At 63.3% G+C, this 18,803-nt stretch carries 12 protein-coding genes and 1 pseudogene; 4 read left to right on the top strand and 9 right to left on the bottom strand.

The features are described 5' to 3' along the window. Window positions 1-76 precede the first annotated feature (76 nt). From G6034_RS12290 to G6034_RS12280, 3 genes are all read left to right on the top strand, one after another. Complete coding sequence (locus G6034_RS12290; RefSeq protein ID WP_176635404.1) at window positions 77-1,213, top strand: aromatic ring-hydroxylating oxygenase subunit alpha; 1,137 nt, start codon at window positions 77-79, stop codon at window positions 1,211-1,213. Window positions 1,214-1,609: 396 nt separating this feature from the next. Next, on the top strand, window positions 1,610-3,937 hold the full coding sequence (locus G6034_RS12285; RefSeq protein WP_176635403.1) for an FdhF/YdeP family oxidoreductase: 2,328 nt from the start codon (window positions 1,610-1,612) through the stop codon (window positions 3,935-3,937). 219 nt (window positions 3,938-4,156) lie between these two features. Then, window positions 4,157-4,519, top strand: coding sequence for a CBU_0592 family membrane protein (locus tag G6034_RS12280; protein WP_176635402.1), 363 nt, complete (start codon window positions 4,157-4,159; stop codon window positions 4,517-4,519). Between the two features lie 263 nt (window positions 4,520-4,782). On the opposite strand, the gene G6034_RS12275 is transcribed toward G6034_RS12280, so the two are convergent. The 4 genes from G6034_RS12275 to G6034_RS12260 all read right to left on the bottom strand — a co-directional run bounded on the left by G6034_RS12275 (window position 4,783) and on the right by G6034_RS12260 (window position 10,980). Then, window positions 4,783-6,033: an IS256 family transposase gene (locus G6034_RS12275; RefSeq protein ID WP_176635401.1), complete on the bottom strand. Its 1,251-nt coding sequence runs from the start codon at window positions 6,031-6,033 to the stop codon at window positions 4,783-4,785. A gap of 342 nt (window positions 6,034-6,375) precedes the next feature. After that, entirely contained in the window at window positions 6,376-7,785 is a 1,410-nt protein-coding gene (locus G6034_RS12270; protein ID WP_176635400.1) for an MFS transporter, read from the bottom strand. 478 nt (window positions 7,786-8,263) lie between these two features. Beyond that, window positions 8,264-9,679, bottom strand: coding sequence for a ferredoxin reductase (locus tag G6034_RS12265; protein WP_176635399.1), 1,416 nt, complete (start codon window positions 9,677-9,679; stop codon window positions 8,264-8,266). Then, complete coding sequence (locus G6034_RS12260; RefSeq protein ID WP_176635398.1) at window positions 9,676-10,980, bottom strand: aromatic ring-hydroxylating oxygenase subunit alpha; 1,305 nt, start codon at window positions 10,978-10,980, stop codon at window positions 9,676-9,678. Before G6034_RS12260 ends, G6034_RS12265 begins: the two co-directional genes overlap by 4 nt. Window positions 10,981-11,139: 159 nt before the next feature. On the opposite strand from G6034_RS12260, the gene G6034_RS12255 reads away from it, so the two are divergent. After that, on the top strand, window positions 11,140-12,072 hold the full coding sequence (locus G6034_RS12255) for a LysR family transcriptional regulator (RefSeq protein WP_176635397.1): 933 nt from the start codon (window positions 11,140-11,142) through the stop codon (window positions 12,070-12,072). A gap of 552 nt (window positions 12,073-12,624) precedes the next feature. On the opposite strand, the pseudogene folE reads toward G6034_RS12255, so the two are convergent. From folE to G6034_RS12235, 5 genes and pseudogenes are all read right to left on the bottom strand, one after another. After that, window positions 12,625-13,342 (bottom strand): annotated as a pseudogene (gene folE / locus G6034_RS20480) (GTP cyclohydrolase I). A 564-nt stretch (window positions 13,343-13,906) separates the two neighbouring features. Beyond that, the gene (locus G6034_RS20475; protein ID WP_218063868.1) at window positions 13,907-14,440 is read right to left on the bottom strand and encodes a molybdopterin-dependent oxidoreductase; all 534 of its coding nucleotides are present in this window, start codon (window positions 14,438-14,440) and stop codon (window positions 13,907-13,909) included. 206 nt (window positions 14,441-14,646) lie between these two features. Then, entirely contained in the window at window positions 14,647-15,522 is an 876-nt protein-coding gene (locus G6034_RS12245; protein WP_176635396.1) for a bifunctional 5,10-methylenetetrahydrofolate dehydrogenase/5,10-methenyltetrahydrofolate cyclohydrolase, read from the bottom strand. Beyond that, window positions 15,519-16,145 (bottom strand): cyclodeaminase/cyclohydrolase family protein, encoded by a 627-nt coding sequence (locus G6034_RS12240; protein ID WP_176635395.1) that lies wholly within the window; start codon window positions 16,143-16,145, stop codon window positions 15,519-15,521. Before G6034_RS12240 ends, G6034_RS12245 begins: the two co-directional genes overlap by 4 nt. Before the next feature lie 128 nt (window positions 16,146-16,273). Further along, window positions 16,274-18,766: a GcvT family protein gene (locus G6034_RS12235; RefSeq protein WP_176635394.1), complete on the bottom strand. Its 2,493-nt coding sequence runs from the start codon at window positions 18,764-18,766 to the stop codon at window positions 16,274-16,276. Between the last annotated feature and the right edge of the window lie 37 nt (window positions 18,767-18,803).

Below are 18,803 nucleotides of genomic sequence, written 5' to 3'. Positions count from 1 at the left end.
CGGTGCCGGGAACCGGCCCCCGAGTTTTCAGTCACAAAATTATCCGCACTTCCCAGTGATGTTCCAAGGAGGACAATTGTCTATTGAGGTAAGCACCCCCAGCCTGATCCCGACCCTGCCGGGATCCACGTATGTGGACGAGGCCGTATTCCGCGCCGAGCAGGAGCGCATCTTCGAACAGATGTGGTTCTGTGCAATCCGTTCGGCAGACCTGGACAATCCCGGCGCCTGGCAGACAGTCCAGATCGGGCGCGAGAGCGTGCTGATTTCGAGGACCCGAAAGGGTGAAATCCGCGCCTTCTACAACATCTGCAGACACCGCGGCGTGAAGCTGTGCATGGAAGAGAAAGGCGAAGTCGCCCGTAACTTCCAGTGCCCGTACCACGCATGGACCTACGACTTTGAGGGCAAGCTCATCGCGGCGCCGAACCTGACGAAGATGCCGGATATCAACCGCGATGAGTACGGGCTGGTCAAGGTCCATATCCGCGAATATCTAGGCTACGTCTGGGTCTGCCTCGCGGACGAACCTCCGTCCTTCGAGGAAGACGTCATGGGTGCCATCGAGGAACGATTGGGTGACGTTCATGCCATCGATGGCTACGACGTGGCCAATCTCAGCCTCGGCCGCCGCATCCGCTATGACGTGAAAGCCAACTGGAAGCTCATCATCGAGAACTTCATGGAGTGCTACCACTGTGCCACCATCCACCCGGAGCTGACCGAGGTCCTCCCGGAGTTCGCCGACGGCCTCGCCGCACAGTTTTTCGTCGGTCACGGTGCGGAGTTTGGCGAGGACATCAAGGGATTCACCGTGGACGGCTCCGAGGGCCTGGAACGGATCTCGGGGATCGACGCTGACCAGGATCGCCGTTACTATGCCATCACCATCAAGCCCACGGTGTTCGTGAACCTCGTGCCGGACCATGTCATCATCCACCGCATGTTCCCCCTGGCCGCGGACCGGACGATCGTCGAGTGCGACTGGCTCTTCCTGCCCAGCGTCGTGGAAAGCGGCAAGGACCTTACTGCCTCCGTGGAGCTCTTTGACCGCGTCAACCGGCAGGACTTTGACGCCTGCGAACGCTGCCAGCCGTCGATGGGCTCGAAGATCTACGCCAACGGAGGCGTCCTGGTCCCGAGCGAACATCACATCGGGGCCTTCCACGACTGGGTCAAGGACCAGGTGGGCGACGTCGTCCCAGCCTCCTAGATCGTCCCTGCCCGCCTGGAGGGCAAAGCGGTGCGGCGATGATTCCATGCCCCTTTCGGGTCGGGGTCATCGCCGCTTCCGGCTGCTCTCCGCGCGAATGTTCAACGCCCCACCCCGAGACCCGGGACAAGGCTGGAGGTATTCCCCAGACAGAATCGGAGGGTGTGCCCGGAGACACCGGGCTTCATGGACTGAACAGCGCCGAACCGGTCGGCATGCTGCCTCGATGCCGTCCGGCCTTCCGCGTTCGCGTCCGTGCCAGCTCCGTATGCCTTTGCGATGAGGTTGTCCGCCGCCTCCCGCCGCGGTGTATTGCATCTTTGCGGGCAGTTGGGCGAAGCCCGCGCTTTCCATGAAGCGGTCAACGAAGAACTACCCCCTAAGAATGAGGATCCAGTGAAGTTTGGCAAGCAGCCGGCCCCCGTTGCGGACATCAACGAGGATGCCCTTGTGGTCCATGAACCCAAGAAGGAAGCTGCCGGAGTCAAGGCGGTGATGGTTGCCCTGGAGCGGGCTGTGGCCCAGGCCGGGGTGTCGCGGACGGCCAAGTCACTGCTGCGCCTGAACCAGCGCGGCGGGTTCGACTGCCCCGGCTGTGCGTGGCCGGAATCGGATAAGAAACGCAAGGCGGCCGAGTTCTGTGAGAACGGTGCCAAGGCCGTGGCCGAGGATAGTACCCTGCGCACGGCCGGTTCGGAGTTCTGGGCCACGCATTCCATTGCGGAACTGGCAGGGAAGACCGAGTACTGGCTGGGCAACCAGGGCAGACTCAGCGAACCGGTGGTGGTCAGGGAAGGGGAAACCCACTATTCGCCGATCTCGTGGGCGGACGCCTTTGAGCTCGTCGGCCAACACCTCCGCGCAAGCAGCCCGGACCGTTGCGTCTTCTACACGTCGGGCCGCACGGCCAACGAGACGGCGTTCATGTACCAGCTTTTTGCACGGGCCCTGGGCACCAACAACTTGCCGGACTGTTCAAACATGTGCCACGAGTCCTCTGGCTCAGCACTGAACCCGACCATCGGCATCGGAAAGGGGACCGTCTCACTGGAGGATATCCACGATGCGGAACTGATCTTCGTCGTCGGGCAGAACCCCGGCACCAACCATCCCCGGATGCTCTCGGCGCTTAAGGAGTGCAAGGACAAGGGAGGCAAGGTGGTGGCCGTCAACCCGCTGCCGGAGGCCGGCCTTTTCAACTTTAGGGATCCGCAGACGCTCTCCGGCGTGGTCGGCGGTGGCACACCGCTGTCCGACGAATACCTGCAGATCAAGGTGGGCGGGGACCTTGCGCTGTTCCAGGCCCTCGGCCACCTGCTGCTGGAGGCCGAGGAGCAAAACCCTGGCGCCGTCGTCGACCATTCCTTCATCGCGGCGCAGACCGACGGCTTCGCAGCGTACCGCGAGGCACGCCGCGAACTTGACTGGGAGGAGACTGGACGGGCCACTGGGCTCAGCCGGCAGCAGATCGAGGACGTGGCGGGGATGCTGGGGCGGTCCAAGGCAACCATCTTCTGCTGGGCCCTCGGCGTCACCCAACAGCCGCACTCGGTGGACACCATCAAGGAAATGATCAACGTTCTGCTCCTGCAGGGCAACTTCGGCAAACCCGGCGCCGGCGCCTGCCCGGTACGCGGGCACTCCAATGTCCAAGGCGACAGAACCATGGGCATCTGGGAAAAACCACAGGAGTGGCTGCTCGAAGCCCTCGAGAAGGAATTCGGCATCCGGTCCCCGCGGGACCACGGCCATGACGCGGTGGAGACCATGGAAGCCTTCGAGCGGAACGAGGTGGACGTCTTCGTGTCCATGGGCGGCAATTTCTCGCTGGCGTGCTCGGACACCGAGACCTTGGAAGCAGGCATGCAACGGATCGGCTTGACGGTTCATGTGTCCACCAAGCCGAATAGGTCCCACGTGGTGCACGGGCGCACCTCCCTCATCCTCCCCACCTTGGGCCGCACGGACAAGGACGACAAACACCCGAGGGGCGCCCAGTTCCTGTCCGTAGAGGATTCCATGTCCGTGGTCCATTCGACCCAAGGGAGGCTTCAGCCAGTGTCCGAGCACCTGCTCGCCGAACCTGTCATCGTGGCGCGGATGGCCGAAGCAACCTTCGGCTCAGGGCATCCGGTGGATTGGAAGTCAATGGCCGAGGACTACGACGTGATCCGGGACCACATCTCCCGGGTCCTCCCAGGCTTCGACGACTTCAATGCCCGTGTCCGGACAAAGAACGGCTTCGTGCTGCCCAACCCGCCGCGCGATACGCGGTCCTTCAAGACAGACATCGGCCGCGGACGCTTCACCGTCAGCCCGCTGGAATACCTGAGTCCGCCGGAGGGCCACCTCGTCCTGCAAACCATGCGCAGCCATGACCAGTACAACACCACGTTCTACGGCTTGGACGACCGGTACCGCGGGATCTCCAACGGCCGCCGGGTAATTCTGGTCCACTCGGAGGACCTGGCGGAACTCGGATTCCAAGATCGCGACCGCGTGGACGTGGTCAGCACGTTCCGGGGACAGGACCGGAGGGCGGATAGTTTCCGGCTGGTGGCCTACCCGACGGCGAGGGGCTGCGCTGCCGCGTACTTTCCCGAGGCCAATGCCCTGGTCCACAAGGAAAACGTGGCCAGGGAATCGAACACCCCGGGTTTCAAGGCCATGTTCGTCCGCTTCGTACCGCATCGTGACGACGACGGCGAACTGGAACTTCCCTAAAACAGGAAATCGTTGCCGGAGACCAGCTGACCATCATCGCAGTAGTGAAGGAAATGACCACCAGCGACAGAGGTCACCTCCTGTGGCTCATACGGGGCAGCCGGCGCGGGGGCTTCCTCCAGAGCCTGGCAGCATGACCGCCCTGCCCACAGAACCGCCACCGCCCGTTTCCGGTTCGATGGGCAGACCCAATTCACGGAGTGATAGGAAGAGACACGCATGTTCAGCACTGCAATCGAAGTTTGCGGCTGGCTCGGGGCCCTGACCGTCGCGGCGGCCTACCTGTTGTTTTCGATCCACCGGATCCCCAACGGATACCTCTTTCAGACAGCGAACCTGGTGGGCGCAGGGGCGATGATCATCAATAGCATCTACCACTCGGCCTGGCCGTCTGCGATCACGAGCATCATCTGGTGCGGGATCGCCGGCTGGGCGCTGGCACGCCTGAAACAACAGCACCGTGGCACAAGAAAAGCCCCGTTCCAGCCAGCAGTTCTCGGTGATGAATTCGTCCCGCCGCCAGGCCCAGTGGTTTCCTCCGAGGAAATCCCCGGTCAGGGGTACGCCGTGGAACACGGCTGACACGCGCCTGCACCTGCCAGCCCACGTGGACATCAGCCCCGGCGATCCACTAATGAAAGACCACCGCAATGAGTGCGGCCATAGCCACCGAGATCACCCCGGTGCCAGGGCATCGGCAAATCAATTATGGGCGGACAGCATCTTAAGATTTAAGATGAAGGCTCGCCTGAAGTTCCACCCCACGCTTACCCCACGGAAGCGATCAAAAAGGTCAAGTCCATTGACGTGGTGTAAGGTGTTTGCCGCGTGATTCTTGATTTTGGTTAGGCGCTGAGCGCCAGATCGGGGTTGGAGTCCTCCTGTTCTGTCTCTGTCGCTGGCGCGGTGCCGGCGGCTTGGGATTGTTGGATGAGGTCGAGCCCGAGGTAGCGGCGGGATTCGATCCATTCGTCGTGCTGCTCCGCCAGCACGGCCCCGACGAGGCTGATCAGCGCGGCACGGTCCGGGAAGATGCCGACCAAGTCGGTGCGGCGGCGGATTTCCCGGTTGAGCCGCTCCTGGGGGTTATTGGACCACACCTGACGCCACAGACCTTTGGGGAAGGCCGTGAACGCCAGAATGTCGGCCCGGGCGGCCTCCAGGTGCTCGGCGACTTTTGGCAGCTTCCCTTCCAGCGCGTCCAGCACGCGGTCGAACTGGGCATGCACGGAGACGGCGTCGGGCTGGTCGTAGACCGAGTGCAGCAGCGTCTTCACCCAGGGCCAGGAAGCCTTCGGGGTCACTGACATCAAGTTCGCGGCGTAATGCGTGCGGCGCCGCTGCCAGGCCGCGCCGGGCAGGGTCGCCCCGATCGCCGCGACCAGGCCGGCGTGCGCGTCGGAGGTCATCAGCTTCACCCCGGTCAGACCGCGGGCGACCAGATCACGGAAGAAGCCCAGCCAACCGGCTCCGTCCTCGGCGGAGGAGGCCTGGATGCCCAGGACCTCGCGGTGCCCGTCGGCGTTGACGCCGGTGGCAACCATGGCGTGAATGTTGACTACCCGCCCGCCCTCCCGGACCTTGAGCACGAGAGCGTCGGCGGCGACGAACGTGTACGGGCCCGCATCCAGGGGCCGGGTGCGGAACTCCTCCACCTGCGCGTCCAGGTCCGCGGCCATGACCGAGACCTGGGACTTCGACAGTCGCGTGATGCCGAGGGTCTCGACGAGCTTTTCCATCCGCCGGGTGGAGACCCCAAGCAGGTAGCACGTCGCTACGACCGTCGTCAGCGCGGCCTCGGCCCGACGCCGTCGCTCCAGCAGCCAGTCCGGGAAATAGGACCCTTGCCGGACCTTGGGGATAGCGACGTCCAGGGTCCCGACCCGGGTGTCGAAGTCCCGGTGGCGGTAGCCGTTGCAGGAGTTCGTCCGGGTTTCGGAGCGGGCACCATATTCGGCGCCGCAAACAGCGTCCGCCTCGGCGCTCATCAGCGCGTTGATAAAGGTGGTCAGCATGGATCGCATCAGATCCAGTGATGCCTGCTCAAGCTGTTCTGACAGGAAGCGGGCAGGATCGATAACATGGGGTGCGGTCATCGCGTGGGCTCTCTTTCGAAACGTACTTTGGTAGGTCGTTTCAAGAATCACGCGGTGGCCGCCTTACGTCCGGTAGCAACACGCCCGAGGTGGGCTGTTACACCACGCTAATGGGCACTACTACGAGCACTCCTGCCTGATTCTGACCTCGAATCTTCCGTTCGCCTTGTGGTGGACGTCTTCGGCGACCCCGTCGTGGCCCAACCGTGATCGACCGGATCGTACATCACGTATCAGATCCTTTCTCCGAGGAGGCCGGCACCCAAAGCGCGAATTTGCCTACTGACAATGATCCGCCTGGGGGCCTTGGCTCTGGCTCGAAGTCACCGTGCAGTTCCGGTGTCAGTGGGAGAAGTTTGCTGAGATTTCGGCGAGGGTGCGCCCCTTCGTCTCAGGCGCGAGCCATTGCGAGAGGACTGCGCCGAGTAATGCGACGGCGGCGGCTACGATCATGCTTGGGCCCAGGCCGATGTTACTGATCGCCCATGGCAGCGCGAAGGTGCCGAGTGCGGCTCCGATGCGGCTGAATGCCGCGGCGAAGCCCATGCCGATGCCGCGCAGGTGGCCGGGGAATAGCTCGGCCGGATAGACCTGGGTCAGCGTGGTGTAGCTGGCATTGAAGAAGGAGAAGGCGAGAAACAGTACGAGCACGATGATCGCTGGTGCATCCGCCCAGACTCCGATGATCAGCAGGATGCCTGCGCAGAGCCACTGCCCGGGCACGGTGAGGATTCGGCGGCCGAGCTTGTCAATCAGAAGTACGGTGGTGACAACACCCGCCGTCGCAAGTGCGGACAGGCCGACTCCACCGGTCCAGCCGCCGAAGCCGAATCGGTTGAGCACGTCGTCGGCGAAGGTCGCGATCGCGAAGTACGGAGTGACCGCACAGAACCAAAAACCTGCGGTGAAGAGGGTGGTGCGCCAGTTCTGCCTCGAGAACAGCATTCCAAAGGAGGCGCCCTTGATTTTTGTCCCACTCTGTGCGGCGTGGGCCTCCTGGATCATCCTCAGATCCATCTCTTCGGTGATGCTGTCGTGCATCTGGGGCGATTCGACATGGCTGCGTGCGATCGCGAGTGCTTCCGTGTGCCGTCCCTTCGTAATGAGCCAGCTCGGCGATTCGGGGAGGCCCAAGCGGGCGAGGAACAGCACGAATGCGAGTATCGTGCTCGTGCCGATGATGAGGCGCCAGGGGGTGCCGGCGTCGTGCAGGAGCGTGCCGATGATGAATGCCATCATGAAACCGACGTACCAGGCGATCAGAGTCAGCCCGAGCAATCGCCCGCGGAGCTTTGGAGGGGAGAACTCTGATAGCAATGGCCCACCGATTGAGTACTCGCCGCCGATCGCGACGCCCATTATGAACCGGATGATGGCCAGCTGGATCACGGCCCCGTCTCCGGATGTTACGAAGAACTGGGCCCCTGAGGCGACCAGGAACAGGCCCATGTCCACGAGGAACATGGGCTTGCGTCCGAACTTGTCAGTAGCCCAGCCAGCCAGCGGGGAGCCGACGAAGATGCCAACCAGCGGGCCTGCAGCAATCATGCCCAGAGATAGTGCGTTGAGATGGAGCTCTGACCTCATGAGTCCCGTGACGGGGCCGATGATTCCGAGGATGTAACCGTCGAGGAACATTCCGCCGATGAAGACAGCGACAAGCCGCACCATGAAGCGGCGTTTGAACGTGGAGCTGGTCTCTTTTGATATGGAGGTGTCGACGGAGTCCGTCGTCCTGGTCGGATGGATCATTGAGATTTGTTCCCTTCTGGGTTCTGCGTCAGGGGAAGCTGGTGCCAAGCTGTTCTCGGCGGCCAACTCCTCGGGCGTAGGGGGTTTTGAGTCATTGCCTGTAGCCACGAGCGAATCCTTTGCTCGGCGAGTCATGAGCTTCACGGTGATGCTGGGTGCATCAGGCTGTCTGCGAGGTAGTTGTTGCCAGTATTCGCGAAGTGAGTTGGGCTAATTGATACATGCAACGCACACCGCTACCGGGCAACGAAGGCGTTCAGGCCGGCTGGCGCGATGGATGGGGGTTTGGTGGCCGGCACTTGTCCTAACATGCCCTTGAGCCGGTGGTGCGTTTATATCCCCGAAAGGCCCGAGGAGGTTGGGGGAGCCCGCGTACCCATAGAGGGCAAACGAAACGCCACGCCTGGCATTCTCGGACTTGTGTTCGTGCCGTGAAAACGATCCCTGTTGCTGCCCGGCATAGAGCAGCTGGAAGCGGTTAGGCATCGATCACCATGTCGGTGCGCGCGGTGGAGCAGCAGGGCAGGAACTTGCCTGCAGAGATTTCCCGTGCCCGGATCCCGCCCTGGTGGTTCATCTCGATCTCCCCTGAAAGCTTGACGACCTTACAGGAGCCGCACATGCCTTCCTTGCAGTTCGCGCCAATTCTGACGCCCGCACGCTGGGCCACCTCGAGGATGAGCTCACTGGGGTCGATCCGCACATTGACGCCGGTACGCATGAATGACATGGTGAGGCTGCCTGTACCCACGGTGTCGAAGCTCGAGTCATCAGGTGAAGCAGCTTCCGGCTCCCGGCCCGCGCTCTCGGCTGAGGCGTCGGAGCCGGGCGCCGCAGGGGCGACGATTTCCAGCGGCAGCCCCGAGGCCCGTAGGGTTCCATCGGCGCCGTAAACCGGCTCGTAGAGGCCGAATGCGGCGGGCTGGCTTTCGAAGTAGTCCTCGGCGGATTCTGCGATCTCCTCGGCGATCTCTTCCGCGAAGTCGGCCGCGAGAGCCACCTCCGCCTGGTATTCAAGGAGGGTCTGGCGGTCTCCGGAGAAGAACTCCATGTAGATGGAAGTGTCGTCCACACCGACCTTCTTGAGGAGCTCGGTGGCGGTGTTCAGGTAACCCTCAGGACCACATGCGTACACCTGGCGGCCATTGGCGTCCGGGGCCACCTCCTCGAGCATGGCCGCCGTCAGCCTTCCGCTGAGTCCTTCCCACAGTTCCGGTACACCGCGGTCGCCCAGGGAGTAGTAGACCTTGATGCGTGAGTCCACGGAGGCGATATAGGCGAGTTCCCGGTGGAAGGCAAAGCCTCCAGCATCCGAGCCGTGGTAGAGCACCGCAACATCGGCGCGTCCGGGCAGGGAGTGGATGGTCCGCACCATGGACATGATGGGAGTGATGCCTGCGCCGGCGGCAAGCAAGAGGTACCGGGCCCGGCGGTCGGCATCGGGCAGGTGGAATGCGCCCACCGGTCCCAGCATCTCAAGAACGGTGCCGGGTTTGACGTTCTCGTGCACCCATGGCGAGACCAGTCCCGTGGAGTCGCACTTGACGGTAATACTGAAGGTCCACGGTTCGGTGGGCGAACTTGATAGCGAATAGCTGCGGTCCACCGGTTCCTGCTCCTCGCCATTGACGGGAAACGCGACGTTCACGTACTGGCCCGCTCGGAACGCCAGGGGCGCACCGTCGCAGCGGCGGAACACGAAGGTCATCATCGCACCGGACTCGGGAACGGTCTCGACGCATTCGGCCATGAACTCCTGCGGATGCCAGGGCCCCAAAGCGTGGGCTGCCCGGGCGGGTCCCTCGTTGCTGCCCATCACCCTGTTCCACGGCATTTCAAGACCGCGAATCCGCTGTGGTTCCTGGATTGCCGTTTCGGTGAGGACTTCAATCATGCCAAGTGCTCCTGTACGCGCTGCACGTACCAGTTGATGAATGCCTCGACCTGGTATTCGCTCTTCATGTAAGGGCCGGGCTCGTAGGCGGGACTGCCGGCGCCCTGCTGGCACAGCTCCACGAACGCCTTGTCCTGCAGGTTTGTCTGCTTCCAGGTGTAGGTGAGTTTCTCCAGGTCGTAGTCGACGCCTTCCACGGCGTCGTCAGCCACCAGCCACGTCGTGCGTACGAGGCTCTGGTGTTCGTTGATGGGGAAAACGCCGAACGTGACGACGTGGTCGCCGAGGAAGTGGAACCAGCTGTTGGGCTGCAGGTGCATCGAGCAGCGGCCAAGGCGGAAGTCGGGCAAGTCGCCAAGCAGCTTCTTGGAGAGCCTGTGCCCGTCGGGCGAGAACGATTCACCGTCTCCGTCTAGCGATTCCCGAGAGATGCGTATTCCCGCGATGCGCGTGTCAAGCTGCTCGACGACCTCATAGGGAAGGCCATAGCGGCGGCACCGCTGCTCGAGCGAGGACTGGGCTTCGTTGTTTCGGTTCCACACTTCCTCAAGATGCGTCGGGATCAGGCCCTCCGTCAGGCCCCAGGTGGGAAAGAGGGAGCAGGCGAGCTCAGGGTGGCCGTCGCAGTGGTAGCACTCGCGGTTGTTCTCCATGACGAGCTTCCAGTTGCCCTCTTCGATGATGTTCTGCTGGTAGGCGATTCTTGTCTTCGAAAGATCGTGGGGGGCGAGGTAGGGCTCAAAAATCTTTGCGGCTTCGTCGAAGTCCGCCGGCGGGTCATCCGCAATGCAGACGAAGATAAGTCCGGCCACCTCGCGGCCGTGGGCGCGCTTGAGGCCGAAGCAGCTCTTGTCGAACTTCGTTTCCCCGGGCGCGGAGGCATGGATCAGGTTGCCCTCCGGGGAATAGGTCCAGGAGTGGTAGCCGCAAACCAGGTTCCCGGTTGACCCTGCGGCTTCGGTGAGAACGCGGGCGCCGCGGTGGCGGCATACGTTGTGCAGGACGTTCACGCCGCCGTCGTCGGTGCGCAGCACAATCAGGGAGTAGGGCCCGTAGTCGACGGTGACGTAGTCGCCCGGCTCCGGAAGTTCGGCGGTGCTGGCGGCAAAGATCCAGTGCTGGCCGAAAATGGCTTCCATGTCGATCTTGAAAATCGTCGAGTCGGTGTAGAAGGGGGCATCGAGGGAGTGGCCGGCGCGCCGAAACTCAAACAACGCGGTAATTTCTGCCAGCTGCTCGGCAGGCAATGATGAAGCGATTTTTCCGCGTGAATTGAGGGGTACGTTCACTGAAGCCGTCATGGGTTTCCTTCGGGAGGGCTGGGGAAGTGTGCGATTCGGGAGGCCAGGAGGTGGGGTGCAACCGTCGGCGTCCTCGCAAATGTTGTAGCCATGAGATTAGTCACAAATGTTCTGCAAGAAAAGCGCAAAATTTGAGGGAACACAGTGCACAATGGATGCATGATCGATGCGAGGCTCGTCACACTCCGCGTATTCGCCCGTTGCGGCACCATAGGCGCCACTGCGGAGCTCACCGGTTATTCTCCCTCTGCCGTCTCCGCGCAACTGCGAGAGCTCCAGCGCGTGCTCGGAATGCAGCTATTAACGAAAGAGGGACGGGGCCTGCGGCTGACCGCCACGGGCCGCTTTCTCGTCGCGGGCTCGGACGCGCTCATCGCGGAATGGGAGAGCCTGCGCGCCGCGGCCATGGAAGCCGGCGACCAGGTGCAGTCCCATTTTGGGCTCGGCGGATTCTCCACGGCGGCTGCCCAGTTGCTCGCGCCGCTGGCCGCCACCCTGCGCTCGACACGTCCCCTGCTGGACGTGCAGGTTCTTGAGGCCAATCCGGCTCGCTGCTTCGACTTGTTGGTTGCCGAGCGAATCGACCTCGCCGTCATCGTTGCGATGCAATCCGACACCTATGTTGAGGACGATCCGCGCTTCGAGCAGACTGTTCTGCTCGACGATCCTTTGGACGTGATCATTCCCTCCGATCATCCGTTGGCATCGCGGGAAACGGTGACGCTCGAAGAGCTGGCGTCGGAACCTTGGATCACAGAGGCCGCCGGTTCCACCTACCATGCCCTTTTTACCGCGGCGTTCACTGCAGTCGGGGTGACACCGCGGATTGCTCATGAGGCCGTTGAATGGGAAACCCAGATCGCCTTCGTTGGTGCGGGTCTGGGCGTGGGCCTGCTGCCGCGGCTGGCGCCCCTGCGCAGTGCCGAAAACGTGGTTAGATTGCGCATCACGGGAAGCGGAAAGCCCGCGCGCCGCATTGTCGCCGCTGTGCGCAAGGGGAGCATCGCATCGCCCCTGATCCAGGAGTCGCTCGGCATCCTTCAGGTCAGTGCCAATCGGATCCTCGCCGCCCGACCCGAAGACGATCTCTGAAATCGCATGGCCACGAGTTGTTGTCGACGGGCCAGCAGGTCTAGAACGTGGCGACAGGTCCGCGGCCGGCGCCTCGTCGAGCAGACGGTGTAACACGGCCAGACCGGTCCGGGCTGCAAGCAGTTCACACTCACTGAGCTGGGCCGGCAGGAATTCGAGCGCTCAGGACAGCCCGGCGGCGAATGAGCGAAGCTCTTACCGAGATCAGACGACGCGACGGGAACAACCATGCGCTACGAGGAACGCCTGACTTCCAATCTCCGGGTGAATCGGCTGCCTGAGCCAGAGCTAGCTGAAGTCCTGGACGAAATCCGGGCCCACGAGGCTGCCACGGGAATCGCCGCGGAAGCCGAAATTCGGCACAGCCAAGGAGTATGCGAAGCAGTTCCCCCAAGCAGAAGAGCCTGCCGCGGGGAAAGTACAACCACTGCAATCAGCACAGCCCTGCAGTGGCTTAAGTCCTGCTCGTGGTCGTCCTGGCGATTCGTAGGGCCGACATTCGTGAGCTCGTCGGTCTGGTCACGCCGTTGCCGGCGTGTGTCCAGAAATTTCCTAACGCCCGTGGATCAGGCTGAGCGCCTCGGCCCGGGCCGCCGGCAGACGCAGCTCCCCGCGGACGGCTGAAGTGATGGTCCTGGCCCCGGGCTTCCGGTCACCCCGCATCGACAAGCCGGGCCAGCCTGCTCAGTCCCGTGACGAGACCGTCAGCCGATGGGATGTAGCCAATGTGGGCTACGTCGTGGAACGGCACCAGGTGGTGCTCGTAGGCGGAGTAGAGGGGGATGTCCTTGACGAGGACCATTTCTCCGTGCCCAAGGTCAAAGGTCTTATCCAGCACTGCCAGGGGGACCTCGTGAAGCCCGCCAAGTATCTCCGCAGCCGCCCGGGCTACCCGCGCGGGCGTATCCACGAGCCCTGGCCTGTCCGGGTTCCCTCCGATCGCAAACAGATATTCGCGGACGGCCTGCTCAACCCCCTGGAACTCGGATACCAGGTGAACCATGTCGCCGTCGCTGAATCCGAGCTCGGCGATGTCCGCCCCGTTGACCATGACCACCCGGCGGCCACCGTGGATGCCGCCGTATCGGTCGTCCTTGCCGTGGATGGTGGTGTTGTACTGGTCGTGTGAGCGCAGCGTCTGCAGGACCAGCCGCCCCGGGGGGATTTTGATGAATTCCAGCTCATTGCCGGTGAAGTGGGCCTTGCCCGACGGCGTCTCGAACCTGCGGGCGTCGCGCGGCGGGTGGGGGACGACGAAGGTGCCGCCCATGCCGATGAACACGCGGACCTTCCCGTCCCGCATGGCGCGGATCGCCGCCACGGTGTCGTAGCCGTGCTTGCGGGGGGACAGGAACCCGAACTGCTGGTCCAGCATGTCGTGGAACTCCTCCGGCATCTTTTCAAAGATGCCCATGGTCCGGTCGCCCTGGACGTTGGAGCGGCCGCGGATGGGGCAGACGCCTGCCCCGGGCTTGCCGATGTTGCCCTGGAGCAGCAGCACGTTGACGACGTCGCGCAGGGTCGGCACCGAGTGCTTGTGCTGGGTCAGGCCCATGGCCCAGCACACGATGGTGGCATGGGAGGCCAGCAGGCGTTCACCCGTCGAGTGGATCTGCTCCAACGTCAGGCCCGTCGCCTCGACGATGTCATCCCACCGGGCCTTCCGGAGGAACCCCAGGTAGTCCTCGAGGCCTACGGTGTGGTCCTTGAGGAAGTCGTCGGTCAACTGGGTGCCCACGAGCGTGCCGGAGATCGTCTGTGGATTCTCGAAGCGCAGGAGCCCGGCCTCGGGGCGCGGGTTGACGGAGACGATGCCCGCCCCGTTCTTCTTCGCCTATTCCAGGGCGCTGAGCATGCGCGGGTGGTTCGTGCCTGGATTCTGCCCGGCGACAAAGATCAGCGAGGCGGTTTCCACGTCGAGGAGGCTGACCGAGCCCTTCCCGATCCCGATGGTTTCCACGAGGGCCGAGCCGGAGGATTCGTGGCACATGTTGGAGCAGTTGGGGAGATTGTTTGTCCCCAGGCCCCGCACGAGGAGCTGGTAGAGGAAGGCGGCCTCGTTGGAGGTCCGCCCCGACGTATAGAAAACCGCTTCGTCGGGGTGGTCCATCCCTTTCATCTCCTCGGCGATCACCGCCTTCGCGCCGTTCTCACGGAACTCCGCCGTGTTGCGCTTGCCGTGTTCGGGCCAGGCGCAGCCCATGCAGTCGAAGCCGTCGACCTGGTTGACGGCCAGCAGCCTCTGCACGCTGCGCACCGGGCCCATCTGCTGGAGAGAGATCTTCAGCGAGTTCACCACCGCGGGAATGCCGACGGCCTTCGTCTTGGGTTTGCCGACGGTCAGCCTGGACTCGTCGATGTCATGCAACGGGGCTTTGGAAGACCTGTGATTGTTCCTTCAGATCTGGGCACGAAACAGGGAGCTGGCAGGGTTGCTGGGTGGCAGTGTGGCGGTCTCCTGCAGCCTCGGCAGCTGCACCAGTGCGGAGACAAGGGTCCGCCCGTCAGACGCCTCGGCGCCTTCGATGGATATGACAACGGGTTCCGCGCGGTGGCAGTTGCGCCCTCGGCGGGTCATCCGGCGGTTCCGGGGATCAAAGCACGCGACTGTTGCCGCGCGGCCTGGGTGGTGTGCAGAAGAAGCAGGGATGTGGTGACGGAGCCGACGCCGCCGGGGACAGGTGTCAGTGCCGCGGCAACGCCGCGCACGCTGGCTTCATCGACATCCCCCACGAGGGAGCCGTCGGGAAGGACGTTGGTGCCGACGTCGACCACTATGGCAGCGGAAGAAACGTGGCCGCCGTTGAGCAGGCCGGCGCGCCCGGCTGCGACGACCACGACGTCGGCGGTCTTGGTGTATCTTTCCAGCGGACCAGACTTGGAGTGGCAGATGGTAATGGCGGCGTCGCGTTCCAGCAGCAGCAGGGACAATGGCTTCCCCACGACGGCGGAACGGCCAATGACGACGACGTTCCGGCCTGCGAGTGGGATGTCGAAATGGTCAAGGATCTCGATGACGGCGCGGGCCGTGGCAGGTGCGAACGAGGGCTGCCCGACAGCCAGTCGGCCGAGACTCAACGGGTTCGCGCCATCGATGTCCTTCTCCGGGGCAATGTGCCCGACCAGCTCATCTGACTCGACACCGGGAGGCAGAGGCGTCTGGAGGATGATGCCGTTCACTGAGGGATCGGCGTTGAGGTCCTTTAGTGCAACGGCCAAGTCGTCCCCGGTAGCATCGTGGCCAAGGTCCACAATGCGGCAACTGATCCCGGCCCTTTCTGCGGCCCGTTCGATGGACCGGACATACCAGTGCGTGGAGCCGTCGTCCGTGGCCACAACCACGGCGAGCGTTGGGTGCAGCCCGTCGGCCTCGAGGCCGCGGGCCTCATCGTGGGCTTTCTGCTGAATGGTCTTTGCCAGTGTCTTTCCGGAGAGGAGTAAGGTGCTCAACCGAGAATCCTTTCGCGCACACGCCGTACGAGGGAGTCCGCTGCCAGGATAACCTTTTCCTCCAGGCCGTCGGTTTGGTCAGCCAACCGTGAACGGGCTGCTGTGTCTTTGATGGCGACAACGTTAATGTCGATGTTCACCCGCGCCGTGGTGGCGGCTGCGCGGGCTGCGTCGGCGGCAGCGGCGATGTCGCTGATGACGTTGGCGTTCGCGACCTCGAAGAGTTCCGTGGCAAGATCCACGATGGCGCCGGCGAGCTTGACGAGCTGTGTGGGGGGTTGCGCGGCCAGGATGAGGGCTTCCTGGATGGATGCTGTTCTCACGGCCCTGAGGTCTTCCCTTCCGGACGGAAGTTTGTAGGAATCGATGACGCCTTGGAACGCATGTTGGTCAGCGTCGGCCAGGCGCAGGGCCTCGACTACGAGTCCGTCGGCGGCGTTGATGGTCCTTTGAACGAGTTCGGCGTGCTGCTCGTATTTCGCACCTGTGGTGTATCTGGCAACCATGGCGACGAGCGCTGCACCCTGCGCGGCGTGGAGGGCCGCGGCTGCGCCGCCGCCTGGGGTCGGCTCGCGTGAGGCAAGGCTGGCGAGGTATTCGGTGATTGTTTCTGAATTGATCATGTGTCTTCCTGGGCTTCGCTCGAGTCGACTGGGCGGTGTATGGGACGGGCCATGGAAGAACGGCGGCCCGGACTCTGGTTCTACGGCATGAGTCCGGGCCGCGCGTCCTTTAATGGTCCGTCGCGTGGTTAGCCGCGGAGCCTGGTCATCGTGGGGTCGTACAGCGGATCTGCGGTGACTGTGGCCTGTATGCGTCGTCCGAAATACTCGATCTCGACTGAGTCACCAAGGGAGACAGCGGCCGGGAGGTACGCGTAGGCGATCGGCTTGGCAACGGTGTAGCCGTAGGCGGCGCTGGTGACGTAGCCGACCGCCTGGTCTTTGTAGAAGACCGGTTCCTTGCCCAGGACGATGCTGCGGCCGTCGTCGACCGTCAGACAGCGGAGGTGGCGGGCGGAGTTTTCCTCGGTGCGGCCTTCCAAAGCGGCCTTTCCGACGAAGTTTTCCTTGGTCATCTTGACGGCGAATTCGAGGCCGGCTTCCAGGGGGTCGTGCTCGGTGGTCATGTCGGTGCCCCACGAGCGGTAGCCCTTTTCGAGACGGAGCGAGCTGAAGGCGGCCCGGCCCGCCGCGATGACACCGAAGGGCTGTCCGGCCTTCCACAGGGCATCCCAGAGGCGCTGGCCGTTGTCCGCGCTGGTGTAGAGCTCCCAGCCCAGCTCGCCGACGTAGGACAGGCGCATGGCGGTGACGGTGACGCCGCCGATGAGCACCTTTTTGGCACGGAAGTAACGGAGGCCGTCGTTGGAGAAGTCGTCGCTGCTTACGGTGCTGATGAGGTCCCGTGCGAGGGGGCCCCACAGGCCGATGCAGCAGGTGCCGCCTGTCGTGTCGCGCACCTGGACCCAGTCGCTGGCGGTTCCGCTTTCCGTCTGGTGGCGTGCTGCCCGGTCAAAGTAGGCGGTATCGATGTTGCCGTTGGCTCCGAGCTGGAAGGTGTCTTCGCTCAGGCGGGCAACGGTGATATCGCTTCGGATGCCGCCGGCGTGGTCCAGCAGGAGGGTGTAGGTGACGGCGCCGGGCTTCTTTGTCATGTCCGCGGTGGTGAGTTCCTGCAGCAGCTTCAATGCTCCCGGGCCGGAGACCTCGAGGCGCTTGAGCGGAGTCATGTCGTACATGGCCACCGCGGTGCGGGTCTTCCAGGCTTCCGCGGCGGCAATGGGGGAGCTGAACATTCCCGACCAGGCATCACGGGCCGGGGGCTGCCACTCAGCCGGCATCTCCTTCAGCAGTTCCGCGTTGGCTTCGAACCAGTAGGGGCGTTCCCATCCGCCGCCCTCCAGGAAGAATCCTCCCAAGGCCTTGTGGCGGGCATAAAAAGGGCTGACTCGAAGGTTGCGGGGGGAAAGCTTGGACTGGAGCGGGTGCAGGACATCGTAGATTTCCACGAAATTCTGCTGTGACGTTTCGCGGACGTATTCCGGGGTCAGCTGGACCTCCTCGAAGCGGTGAATATCGCAATCACCCAGATCGATCTCCGACCTGCCGGTGGTCAGGAGTTCGGCAACGGCACGGGCAATGCCGGCCGAGTGGGTCACCCAGACGGCCTCGGCGACGAAGAAACCATCCAACTCCTTGGACTCGCCCACCAGTGATCCCCCGTCGGGAGTGAAGGAGAAGATGCCGTTGAAGCCATCCTCGATGTCGCTTTCGCGCAGCGCAGGCAGCATGCGCTTGGTGGCTTCCCACGCCGGGAGGAAGTCTTTCAGGGTGAAATCGAGCCGGGAGGGCATGTTGTGTTCGCTGATCGCGCCCGGCTCAAAGGTGCCCAGGTCCGCAAGATCCACGGGCATGGGGCGGTGGGCGTAGGAGCCGATGCCGTAGCGTTCGCCGTGCTCGCGGTAGTAAAGGTCCTGGTCCTGATGCCGCAGGATGGGCAAGGACGCGCCGTTGGGCAGGTGGTTCTTGCCCTTCAACGCCGGCACCGGAGTGGTCTTGACGTACTGGTGGGCCAACGGCAGAAGGGGGACGGACATGCCGATCATTTCGCCAATCTTGGCCCCCCAGAAGCCTGCGCAGGAAACCACGATGTCCGCGGGAATAACACCTTCCGATGTCTGGACGCCAGTGACGCGCCGTCCGGACTGTTCAATGCCCGTGACCGTGGTGTTGCCCTGGTACTTGACGCCCGCGGCTTCCGTACGCTTGATCAGCAGCTGAACGGCGCGGGCAGCATTGGCCAAGCCGTCGCTGGGGACATGGAGCCCTCCCAGGATGTCTTCCTCGTTCAGCAGCGGGTAGAGCTCCATGCACTCTTCACGCGAAAGGATCTTGCCGCTAATTCCATACGATGCGGCGTATCCGAGCTTCCGCTTCAGATCCGCCAGACGGGTCTCGGTGGTGGCGACCTCGAGGCCGCCGACCTGGTTGAAGCAGTTGACGCCGTCTTCGGTTAAGGACAGAAGCTTCTCCACCGTGTACTTGGCGAAGAGCGCCATGGACTTTGAAGCGTTGGTCTGGAAGACGAGACCGGGGGCGTGGGACGTGGACCCTCCGGGCATGTTCAGGGGTCCTTGGTCCAGGACGGTGATGTTGTTCCAACCCCGGGTGACCAGTTCGTCGGCAAGGTTTGTGCCGACGATTCCAGCTCCGATAATGACAATGTTTGGCGTCGATGCCATGTGGTTTCTCCTACTGGTTTTCGTGTGTTGTCTCTGC

The sequence above is a fragment of the Arthrobacter wenxiniae genome (genome assembly GCF_013376105.1).
In the GTDB taxonomy this organism is placed as follows: domain Bacteria; phylum Actinomycetota; class Actinomycetes; order Actinomycetales; family Micrococcaceae; genus Specibacter; species Specibacter wenxiniae.
Note: the sequence above shows the minus strand (reverse complement) of the source record. Positions and strands in the feature narration are given on the sequence as shown.

Coding starts and splice junctions, on each gene's coding strand:
- G6034_RS12265 (WP_176635399.1), bottom strand. CDS start 9,679: ATGATTGAAGTCCTCACCGAAACGGCAATCCAGGAACCACAGCGGATT.
- G6034_RS12235 (WP_176635394.1), bottom strand. CDS start 18,766: ATGGCATCGACGCCAAACATTGTCATTATCGGAGCTGGAATCGTCGGC.
- G6034_RS12260 (WP_176635398.1), bottom strand. CDS start 10,980: ATGACGGCTTCAGTGAACGTACCCCTCAATTCACGCGGAAAAATCGCT.
- G6034_RS12240 (WP_176635395.1), bottom strand. CDS start 16,145: ATGATCAATTCAGAAACAATCACCGAATACCTCGCCAGCCTTGCCTCA.
- G6034_RS12270 (WP_176635400.1), bottom strand. CDS start 7,785: ATGATCCATCCGACCAGGACGACGGACTCCGTCGACACCTCCATATCA.
- G6034_RS12275 (WP_176635401.1), bottom strand. CDS start 6,033: ATGACCGCACCCCATGTTATCGATCCTGCCCGCTTCCTGTCAGAACAG.
- G6034_RS12280 (WP_176635402.1), top strand. CDS start 4,157: ATGTTCAGCACTGCAATCGAAGTTTGCGGCTGGCTCGGGGCCCTGACC.
- G6034_RS12255 (WP_176635397.1), top strand. CDS start 11,140: ATGATCGATGCGAGGCTCGTCACACTCCGCGTATTCGCCCGTTGCGGC.